The following is a 9,832-nucleotide window of genomic DNA, read 5'->3' on the forward strand; positions in this document are numbered from 1 at the left end:
CTCAACCGGCGGCGACGGCTGCCCGGTGCGCCTCGGTCAGCCGGACCAGCCGGGCCACCGTCGCGACCGTCCCCGCCGGGAGCAGCCCGGCCAGCGCCTCCTCCGCCCAGCGGGCCGAGCGCTCCTCGGCGCCCGGCCGGCCGTCGTAGACCGCGTCGTGGAACCAGGCGGCCAGCCGCACGGGCACGTCGGGGAAGTCCTCGCCCCCGCCGGCGAGCTCGTCGAGACGGTCCAGCACCTCGGTGAGGTGCCGCAGGTCGTGGTAGGCCCGAGAGGGGGCCGCCCACGCCTCGAGCAGGGCGTCACGCACCGTCGCAGCGCCCGGCAGCGGCCAGCGCCCACGGAGGTCCACCCGGCCATTGAACCGTGCTTTGCCCCCAGCACCCAGGAGTGGAAGGGTGGTCGCATGACTGCCGGTGCCGAGACCACCACCACCGCACCCGCTCGACGGGAGATCGGGGTCACCGAGCTGATCCTCCGTGACGCCCACCAGAGCCTGATGGCCACCCGGATGGCCCTGGAGGACATGGTGGACGCCTGCGCCGACATCGACGCGGCCGGCTACTGGTCCGTGGAGTGCTGGGGCGGCGCCACCTACGACGCCTGCATCCGGTTCCTCAACGAGGACCCCTGGGAGCGGCTGCGCACCTTCCGGGAGCTGATGCCGAACAGCCGTCTGCAGATGCTGCTACGCGGGCAGAACCTGCTGGGCTACCGCCACTACGAGGACGGCGTGGTCGACCGGTTCGTGGAGAAGTCCGCGGAGAACGGCATGGACGTGTACCGGGTGTTCGACGCGCTCAACGACGTCCGCAACGTCCGGCACGCGATCGCGGCGGTCCGTCGGGTCGACAAGCACGCCCAGGGGACCATCTGCTACACCGAGAGCCCGCTGCACACCGTCGAGGGCTACGTCCAGATGGCCCGCGACCTGATGGACCTGGGCTGCGACAGCCTGTGCATCAAGGACATGGCGGCGCTGCTCAAGCCCCAGCCGGCCTACGACATCGTCAAGGCCATCAAGGACGACCTCGGCCAGGACGTGCGCATCCACGTGCACTGCCACGCGACCACCGGGGTCACGCTGGTGAGCCTGATGAAGGCCATCGAGGCCGGCGCGGACGTCGTCGACACCGCGATCTCCTCGATCTCCCTGGGCCCCGGCCACAACCCCACCGAGTCCCTGGTCGAGATGCTCGACGGGACGCCGTACACCACCGACCTCGACGGCGAGCGGCTGCTGCGGATCAAGGACCACTTCGCCACGGTGCGCCCGCGCTACACCCAGTTCATGTCGGCCATCACCGGGGTGGAGACCGAGATCTTCAAGAGCCAGATCCCGGGCGGGATGATCTCCAACATGGAGAGCCAGCTGCGCCAGCAGGGTGCGGGTGACCGGCTCAAGGAGGTGCTCGAGGAGGTGCCCCGGGTGCGCGCCGTGGCGGGCTACCCGCCCCTGGTCACCCCCTCCTCCCAGATCGTGGGCACCCAGGCGGTCTTCAACGTGCTGATGGGGCCCTACAAGGTGCTCACCGCGGAGTTCGCCGACCTGATGCTCGGCTACTACGGCGCCACGCTGGGCGAGCGCGACCCGGAGATCGTCGAGGCGGCCCGGGCCCAGACCAAGAAGGAGCCCATCGACGTCCGCCCCGCCGACCTGCTCCAGCCCGAGTGGGACCGGCTCGGCGCGGAGGCCAACGACCTGGAGGGGGCCGATGGCAGCGACGAGGACGTGCTGACCTACGCGATGTTCCCCGGCGTCGCCCCGGTCTTCTTCGCCAAGCGTCCCGAGGGGCCCCGCAACGTCGGCCTCGACCCCGCGGAGCTGGCCGCCGGCGACCAGTCCGAGCCGGCCGGCAAGGGCCCGGTCAAGGGGCCGATCAACTACGCGGTCACCCTGGACGGTGCCGAGCACCACGTCACCGTCGAGCGAGCGTGAGGAGCCCGATGAGCAAGAAGCTGAGCAAGAAACAGTCGATGGCCGACCGGACCGCCGAGCTGCTGGAGCGGCGGGCCACCGTTAAGCAGGGCGGGGGAGCGGCACGGCTCGAGAAGCAGCACGCCCAGGGCAAGCTCACCGCGCGCGAGCGGATCGAGGCCCTGCTGGACCCCGGCACGTTCCAGGAGACCGGCATGTTCGCCCGGCACCAGTCCACCTACTTCGGGCTGGCCGGTGCCGACCTGCCGGCCGACGGGGTGGTCACCGGCGCCGGCGCCGTCCGCGGCAGGCCGGTCCACGTCGCCTCCCAGGACTTCACCGTCGCCGGCGGCAGCGCCGGAGAGGTGCACTCGGACAAGGTCGCGGCGATGATGCGGGCCAGCCTGATGACCGGGACGCCCTTCGTGTTCATCAACGACTCCGGCGGGGCCCGGGTGCAGGAGGGGATCGGCTCGCTCGCCGGCTACGGGCGGGTCTTCTACTCCAACGTGCTGCTCTCCGGCGTGGTCCCGCAGATCTCGATCATCGCCGGGCCGTGCGCGGGCGGGGCGGCGTACTCCCCGGCGCTCACCGACTTCATCATCCAGACCCGCAAGGCCACGATGTTCATCACCGGGCCCAACGTGATCGCCCAGGTGACCGGGGAGCAGGTGACCTCCGAGGACCTCGGCGGCGCGGACACCCACATGGCGCTCTCGGGCGTCACCCACTTCGTGGTCGACGACGACGAGCAGGCGGTCCTGGTCGCGCAGAAGCTGCTCAGCTTCCTGCCGCAGAACAACACCGAGGACCCGCCGGTCGTCCACCCGGACAACCTCATCGAGGCCGACCCGGAGATCGCGGACCTGGTGCCCGTGGACGGCAAGAAGGGGTACGACGTCCGCGAGGTGATCGGCCGGCTGGTCGACTGGTCGGACTTCCTGGAGGTCCAGGCCGGGTACGCCGCGAACATCGTCGTCGGGTTCGGCCGGATCACCGGCCGCACGGTCGGCATCGTGGCCAACCAGCCGACCGTCTACTCCGGTGTGCTCGACATCAACGCCTCCGACAAGGGCTCGGCGTTCGTGCGGTTCTGCAACGCCTTCAACATCCCGCTGGTGACCCTGGTCGACGTGCCGGGGTTCCTGCCGGGCGTGGCGCAGGAGCACAACGGCATCATCCGGCACGGCGCGAAGATGCTCTACGCCTACTCCGCCGCCACGGTGCCGAAGGTGACGGTGGTGCTCCGCAAGGCGTACGGCGGCGCCTACGTCGCCATGTGCTCGAAGGACCTCGGCGCGGACCGGGTGTTCGCGTGGCCCACCGCGGAGATCGCGGTGATGGGGGCCGAGGGCGCGGCCGAGATCGTGTTCCGGCGCGAGATCGCCGACGCCGAGGACCCCCAGGCGCGCCGGGCCGAGCTGATCGAGGAGTACCGGTCCACCTTCTCCACCCCCTACGTCGCCGCCTCGCGCGGTCTGGTCGACGACATCATCGACCCGGCCCGCACCCGCGAGCAGGTGTCCCGGGCGCTGGAGATCCTGATCGCGAAGCGGGACATCCGGCCCGCCAAGAAGCACGGGCTGGGCCCGGCATGAGCGAGCCGACGGTCGCCGAGCTGCTGGCCACGGTCCGGGCCCTGGCCGCCCGGATCGACTCGCTGGAGACCGAGCTCGCCACGGTGCGAGCCGACCTGCCGCCGCGGGAGGTGCCCGAGGACGTCGTGCTCGCGATCGCCGCGGCCGTCTCGGCCTTCCTGGGCCACCGTGCCCGGTTGACGCAGGTGCACTACCGGACCGGGCAGGCCTGGACGGAACAGGGTCGGGCCGCGGTCCAGCGGCGCGGCGTGATGCACGGGGTGAGGTGAGGTCATGCGGCTGAAGGTGACGGTAGACGGGGTCGCCTACGACGTCGAGGTCGAGGTCGAGGAGGAGCCCAGGCCGCCCCTGGGAGCCATCTTCATGGGGGGCGGGTTCGTGCCCCAGCACGCCGTCACCCCGGCGGCCGCACCTCCGTCCAGCGACGGCGCCGGGGTCAAGGCCCCGCTGGCCGGCTCGGTGGCCAGGGTGCTGGTCAAGGAGGGCCAGGAGATCGCCGCGGGCGACGTCCTGGTGATCCTCGAGGCGATGAAGATGGAGACCGAGATCACCGCCCCGGCGGCGGGCACCGTGCAGGCCGTGCTGGTCGCCCCGGGTGACTCGGTCGGCGGCGGGCAGGTGCTCGTCGAGCTCTCTGCCGCCGAGTAGCCACGCGGCGGTGCAACCCGCACCGGGTCGGCCGCGTCTGACCGGGTGACATCGTCCACAGGGGGTCCAGATGCCAGTTCCTCGCTCGCTCGTCGCAGCCGTGTCCGCGCTCGCGCTCACTGTTCCGCTCGGACTCGCGGGGGCGGCACCGGCCGCGCCCGCCCCGCGGCCGCAGCCGGCCGGGGGCGAGGTCGGGTCCTGGCGCGTGGTACCGCTGGGCGAGGGCAGCTACCGCGTCTCCTGGCGCTCACCCACCAGGTTGCCGGTCACCTCCGACCGGCCGGTGGTCGTCGCCGACGGCCGGTCCCTGGGCACCGCCCAGCTCGGCGCCGACGGGCGCACGGTACGGGTCGTGGTCAGGGCCCCACAGAGCCCGGACCCGGCCTCGCTCGACGTGCTGCTCTCCGGGGACCGGCTCGACGTGCGCGGCGACGACGTCACCGCGCGGGTGGGCGGCGCCGCAGCGGTCCGGTCGGCCGCGCCCGCTGCGACCACGCTCCCCGTCGATCCCGGCACCCCGGGCCCCTATCCTGTGGTGACCAGCGACTACCAGCTCGACCCGGTGCCACTCCCGGGGATGGCCCAGCCGATCGAGATGGTCGGGCACGTCGTCGAGCCGGCGCCCGGGGCCGCCACCGGGCCTCGACCCCTGGTGCTGTTCCTGCACGGGCGGCACAGCTACTGCTACAACCCCACCACCGGCGAGGACGGCTGGGACTGGCCGTGCGCCGCGCCGTACCGGGAGATCCCCAGCCACCTCGGCTACGACTACCTCCAGCAGGTGCTGGCCTCCCAGGGCTTCACCACGGTGTCGGTCCGGGTCAACGGCATCAACGCCCAGGACTGGCAGCTGCTCGACGGGGGCGCCGACGCCCGGGCCGCGATCGTCGAACGCCACCTGGACCACTGGGTCGGCCTCGCTGCCGCGCACCAGGTGGACCTGTCCCGGGTGGTCCTGGTGGGCCACAGCCGCGGAGGTGAGGGCGTCGACCGGGCGTCTCTCGAGATCCCGCTGGACGCGCCGTACACCATCGTGGGGCAGGTGCTGCTGGCGCCGACCAACTTCGGCACCCAGACCGCGGCGTACGTCCCGACCGTGACGGTGCTGCCCTACTGTGACGGCGACGTCTACGACCTGCAGGGCCAGCGGTTCACCGACAGCGCCCGGGACCTCACGACCGACGACACGTCGCTGAAGAGCTCGGTGCTCGTGCTCGGCGCCAACCACAACTACTTCAACACCGAGTGGACGCCGGGGCTCTCCCAGGCGCCCGCGTGGGACGACTGGGGCGACCCGGGCAGCGCGCTGTGCGGTGCCGGCAGCCCCCGACGGCTCTCCGACTCCGAGCAGCGCGCGGTCGGGACCGCCTACGTCGCCGGTGCGGTGCGGCTGTTCACCAAGGACGAGCAGGACCTGCTCCCGCTGTACGACGGCTCCGCGGCGCGCGTCGCCTCGACCGGGGACGCCGTGGTCCTCTCCCACGCGATCGGCGGCGGCCGGGAGCTGCGCCGGCCGGGAGTCGACAGCGGCCTGGCGCTCGCGGTCGGGGCGGACACCCAGCTGTGCCGGGGCTCCTACTCGTGGGACGCGGTCTCCCCGCACCGCCTGTGCGGACGGGACGGCTGGCTGGACGGGAACGTGCCGCACTGGACCGAGGTCCACGAGTTCACCCCGTCGAGGCGCGCGCTCGAGGTCGCCTGGTCGGCGGCCGGACAGACCGGCGGCCTGGTGCTGGACGACCCGCTCGACCTGAGCACCGGCCGTCTGGAGCTGCGCACGGTCGTCGACCCCACTGTCGGTGACGTGTCGATGCGGGTGCGGCTGGTGGACAGCGCCGGCGCCTCCGCCGTACTCACCCCGGAGGGGGGACCGGATCTCGCCGCGCTCCCGCAGGAGGGCGGCCTGGCCAAGCGCTGGGCGCAGACCGTGATCGTCGACCCCGGCACCGCGGCAGGCGTGGACCTGGCCCGGATCGCCGAGGTCGACCTGATCGGAGAGAGTGACGCCGGCCGGGTCTGGGTGCTCGACCTCGCGGCGGCCCCGGACACCCTCGCGGCAGTTCCCCGCACCCGCCTCCCGGTGGTGAGCCTGGGCCGGGTGCGGGTGGTGGAAGGCGACGCGGCCTCGGCGACGGCCCGGGTTCCCTTCACCGTCTCCGGCCAGCTCACCCGGCGCGCCGCACTGGTCGTCGGGGTGGTGTCCTACCTCCCGCGCGTGAAGCGCTGGACCCAGGAGCTCGACCTGGCTCCGGGACAGACCCAGGGCTCGGTGGTGGTCGACTACGCCGGCAACCGTCTCGACGACATCGCCCGGCGACCGGTCGACCTGGTGGCCTACCCCCGGTTCGGTGCGATGACCGACACCTACTTCGGCCGGGTCGTGGTGCTCGACGACGACCCGACCCCCCGGGTGCGGGTGCGCACGGAGTCCCGCGTCGTCCGGGAGGGCCGTCCCGCCCGGTGGACGGTCCGGCTGGCGCACCCGGTGCAGTACGGCACCGAGGTCATGCTCCGCGTGGTCCGCGGCCCGGCCGGGACGTCGCCGCTGAGCGTGGGCGACGTACCGCCCGCCTGGCTGCGTGACCACGTCGACGAGGCCCTGCCACCGCGGACACCGCTGTGGCAGACGCACGCCGTGGTGTTCGGGTACTTCCGCCCGGGTCGCACCGAGGCGAGCTTCGCCGTCCCGACCCGCCGCGACGGCAGGCACGAAGGACGGGAGACGCTCACCATGCGGGTCCGGGTCACGCTGCCCGGCGGCCGCAGCGCGTTCACCCGCACCGTGGTCGTCGCCGACTGACCCCCGCGCCGACCCGGCACAAATGGCACGCGACCCGGCACAAATGGCGCGCGACCCGGCACAAATGGCGTGAGATTCAGCGACCTCCACCGTGCCATTTGTGACGGGTCGGCGCTCTCACGCGTCGGCGTCGGGCCTGTGGGATGCCTCGCAGCTCGACCGCTCGTTGCTCGCGCTCTCACGCGTCGGCATCGATGATCCGGTAGGCGTAGCCCTGCTCCGCCAGGAACCGCTGCCGGTTCTGCGCGAAGTCGGCATCGACCGTGTCGCGCGCGACGATCGCGTAGAAGCGGGCCGTGCGGCCGTCGGCCTTGGGCCGTAGCAGCCGACCCAGGCGCTGGGCCTCCTCCTGCCGCGACCCGAACGAGCCCGACACCTGGATCGCGACCGCCGCCTCGGGCAGGTCGATGGAGAAGTTGGCGACCTTGCTCACGACGAGCAGGTCGATCTCGCCGGCGCGGAAGGCGTCGAAGAGCTTCTGCCGCCGGCGTACGGGGGTGTCGCCCTTGATCACCGGGGCGTCCAGGTCGGCGCCGATCTCGTCGAGCTGGTCGAGGTACTGCCCGATCACCAGCGTCGGCTCGCCGCGGTGCCGGGCGACCAGGTCCTCGGCCACCCGCGTCTTCGCCGGCGTGCACGAGGCCAGCCGGTAGCGCTCCTCGGGGTCTGCGGTGGCGTAGGCGATCCGCTCGGACTGCTCCAGCGTGACCCGCACCTCGACGCAGTCGGCCGGCGCGATCCAGCCCTGGGACTCGATGTCCTTCCAGGGCGCGTCGTACCGCTTCGGCCCGATCAGGCTGAACACGTCGCCCTCGCGTCCGTCCTCGCGCACCAGCGTGGCGGTCAGCCCCAGCCGGCGCCGCGCCTGGAGGTCCGCGGTCATCCGGAAGATCGGCGCGGGGAGCAGGTGGACCTCGTCGTAGATGATCAGCCCCCAGTCGCGGGCGTCCAGGAGCTCGAGGTGGGTGTAGACACCCTTCCGGCGGGTGGTCATCACCTGGTACGTCGCGATGGTGACCGGGCGGACCTGCTTGACCGCGCCGGAGTACTCGCCGATCTCGTCCTCGGTGAGGGCGGTACGCCGGAGCAGCTCGTCCTTCCACTGCCGGGCCGAGACGGTGTTGGTCACCAGCACGAGCGTGGTCGCCCCGGCCCGCGCCATCGCGGCCGCGCCGACGATGGTCTTGCCCGCGCCGCAGGGCAGCACGACCACCCCGGAGCCGCCGTGCCAGAAGGACTCCGCGGCGTCGCGCTGGTAGTCGCGCAGCTGCCAGCCCTCCTCGCGCAGCTCGATGGGGTGGGCCTCCCCGTCGACGTACCCGGCGAGGTCCTCGGCGGGCCAGCCCAGCCTGAGCAGGGCCTGCTTGAGGTTGCCGCGCTCGGAGGCGTGCACGACCACGGTGTCCGCGTCGATGCGCGCCCCGATCATGCCGGCGACCTTGCGGGCGCGCAGCACCTCCTCCAGCACCGGACGGTCGGTGGAGACCAGCACCAGCCCGTGGGTGGGGTGCTTCTCCAGCCGTAGCCGCCCGAACCGCGCCATCGTCTCGGCGACGTCCACCAGCAGCGCGTGCGGCACCGGGTAGCGGGAGTAGGCGAGCAGTGTGTCGACGACCTGCTCCGCGTCGTGCCCCGCGGCCCGGGCGTTCCACAGCCCCAGGTTGGTCAGTCGGTAGGTGTGCACGTGCTCCGGGGAGCGCTCGAGCTCGGCGAAGGGGGCGATCGCCGTACGGCACTGCGCAGCCCGGGGGTGGTCGACCTCCAGCAGCAGCGTCTTGTCGGACTGGACGATCAGCGGGCCGGTGCTCACCCCGGGAATCCTACGGACACCCCCAGGACGTCATCCGGACGGAGCAGACGTCGGCTCCGTCCGGATGACGTCCGGTGCGCTCACGCGGTGGAGGCGCGCTGACGGGCGCGGTACGCCGCGACGTTGGCGCGCGAGGAGCAGCGGTCCGAGCAGTAGCGACGTGACTGGTTGGGGGAGGTGTCGACGTAGGCGTTCGTGCAGGGCGTGGCACTGCACACGCCGAGCCGGGTGGGGCCCAGGTCGCACACGATCACGGTGAGGCCGAGGAGGGACTCGGCCATCAGCAGCTCGGCGACCGAGGCGGCCTTGGTGGCCACGTGGATGTGCAGCCCTTCCGGGGCGTGGTCGGAGATCGTCGGCGTGATCGGGTGCCGCTCGAGCAGCACGTTGAGCAGGCGGACCACGGTGGCGGTGTCGCCGGCGTCCCCGGCCTCGAACACCGGCCTCAGCTCGCGCTGGAACCGCCGCAGCACCACGCTGTCGCGGTCGGTGCACTGGTCCACCAGCCAGTCCCGGTCGGCCAGCAGCTCCTGCAGCGCCGCGGCGTCCGGCAGCTCGGTGTTGACCAGGGCGGCCGCGGCCTCGGCGTACCGGATGAAGTCCACGCCTCCACTCTACGGATCGACCGCGCGGACGCCGGTGATGCGATGGACCGCGAAGGTACGCCGGTCCTCGCCGCGGTGGTCCCACGCGTGCAGCTGCCCGCCCTCCACCGCCAGCGGGTCCACGATCCGCTCGGTGACGCTCCCGTGAGCGTCCACGTAGCCGATCCACACGGTGCGGCCCGACTCCACCGCCTCCCGGAGGTCGGCCAGCGCATCGGCGGGTGAGCCGACCGCGGGCGCGGGGCGGGCCTCGGCCGCGCGGTCACCGGCTCGGACCGCGTGCACCACCGCGGCCAGGTGGGCCGCCTCCCGGGCCTCGTCCAGGGCCGGGGGGCGCCGCTGCCTCGGCGTGCGGGACCGGAGCAGGTCGGGCCGGGCCACCCGCACGGAGCCGTCCGCAGCCTCGACGACCGGTGCCGCCCCGAGCTCGCGCAGCCGCGGGAGGAGTACGTC

General features: G+C 72.9%; 9 protein-coding genes. 5 read left to right on the top strand and 4 right to left on the bottom strand.

The window, feature by feature from the left end; all coding sequences use genetic code 11:
* Position 1: 1 nt before the first annotated feature.
* Complete coding sequence (locus tag PLP61_RS11180; protein ID WP_324502794.1) at positions 2 to 352, bottom strand: HD domain-containing protein; 351 nt, start codon at positions 350 to 352, stop codon at positions 2 to 4.
* Between the two features lie 54 nt (positions 353 to 406).
* Here PLP61_RS11180 and PLP61_RS11185 point away from each other — a divergent pair, with 54 nt between their 5' ends.
* The 5 genes from PLP61_RS11185 (at position 407) to PLP61_RS11205 (ending at position 6,964) form a co-directional block, all read left to right on the top strand.
* On the top strand, positions 407 to 1,939 hold the full coding sequence (locus PLP61_RS11185; RefSeq protein WP_324502795.1) for a methylmalonyl-CoA carboxytransferase subunit 5S: 1,533 nt from the start codon (positions 407 to 409) through the stop codon (positions 1,937 to 1,939).
* Positions 1,940 to 1,947: 8 nt separating this feature from the next.
* A complete protein-coding gene (locus tag PLP61_RS11190) occupies positions 1,948 to 3,516 on the top strand; it encodes an acyl-CoA carboxylase subunit beta (protein WP_324502796.1) in 1,569 nt (522 codons plus the stop codon).
* Positions 3,513 to 3,785, top strand: coding sequence for a hypothetical protein (locus PLP61_RS11195; RefSeq protein WP_324502797.1), 273 nt, complete (start codon positions 3,513 to 3,515; stop codon positions 3,783 to 3,785). Before PLP61_RS11190 ends, PLP61_RS11195 begins: the two co-directional genes overlap by 4 nt.
* 4 nt (positions 3,786 to 3,789) lie before the next feature.
* The gene (locus PLP61_RS11200) at positions 3,790 to 4,164 is read left to right on the top strand and encodes a biotin/lipoyl-containing protein (protein WP_324502798.1); all 375 of its coding nucleotides are present in this window, start codon (positions 3,790 to 3,792) and stop codon (positions 4,162 to 4,164) included.
* A gap of 70 nt (positions 4,165 to 4,234) precedes the next feature.
* Positions 4,235 to 6,964 carry a hypothetical protein gene (locus PLP61_RS11205; protein ID WP_324502799.1) on the top strand — a complete coding sequence of 910 codons (2,730 nt, stop codon included), beginning with the start codon at positions 4,235 to 4,237 and terminating at the stop codon, positions 6,962 to 6,964.
* A 178-nt stretch (positions 6,965 to 7,142) separates the two neighbouring features.
* Here the strand turns inward: PLP61_RS11205 and PLP61_RS11210 are convergent, their stop codons facing one another.
* The 3 genes from PLP61_RS11210 to PLP61_RS11220 form a co-directional block, all read right to left on the bottom strand.
* Positions 7,143 to 8,774, bottom strand: coding sequence for a DNA repair helicase XPB (locus PLP61_RS11210; protein WP_324502800.1), 1,632 nt, complete (start codon positions 8,772 to 8,774; stop codon positions 7,143 to 7,145).
* Between the two features lie 80 nt (positions 8,775 to 8,854).
* A complete protein-coding gene (locus PLP61_RS11215; protein WP_324502801.1) occupies positions 8,855 to 9,379 on the bottom strand; it encodes a CGNR zinc finger domain-containing protein in 525 nt (174 codons plus the stop codon).
* 9 nt (positions 9,380 to 9,388) lie between these two features.
* On the bottom strand, positions 9,389 to 9,832 hold a 444-nt coding region (locus tag PLP61_RS11220; RefSeq protein ID WP_324502802.1), incomplete at its 5' end, for a WYL domain-containing protein.

The sequence above is a fragment of the Nocardioides sp. genome, assembly GCF_035429765.1.
In the GTDB taxonomy this organism is placed as follows: domain Bacteria; phylum Actinomycetota; class Actinomycetes; order Propionibacteriales; family Nocardioidaceae; genus Nocardioides.

What these genes read in the sequence shown, in the direction of transcription:
- PLP61_RS11205 (WP_324502799.1), top strand. Translation starts at nt 4,235, where the DNA reads ATGCCAGTTCCTCGCTCGCTCGTCGCAGCCGTGTCCGCGCTCGCGCTC.
- PLP61_RS11200 (WP_324502798.1), top strand. Translation starts at nt 3,790, where the DNA reads ATGCGGCTGAAGGTGACGGTAGACGGGGTCGCCTACGACGTCGAGGTC.
- PLP61_RS11190 (WP_324502796.1), top strand. Translation starts at nt 1,948, where the DNA reads ATGAGCAAGAAGCTGAGCAAGAAACAGTCGATGGCCGACCGGACCGCC.
- PLP61_RS11185 (WP_324502795.1), top strand. Translation starts at nt 407, where the DNA reads ATGACTGCCGGTGCCGAGACCACCACCACCGCACCCGCTCGACGGGAG.
- PLP61_RS11195 (WP_324502797.1), top strand. Translation starts at nt 3,513, where the DNA reads ATGAGCGAGCCGACGGTCGCCGAGCTGCTGGCCACGGTCCGGGCCCTG.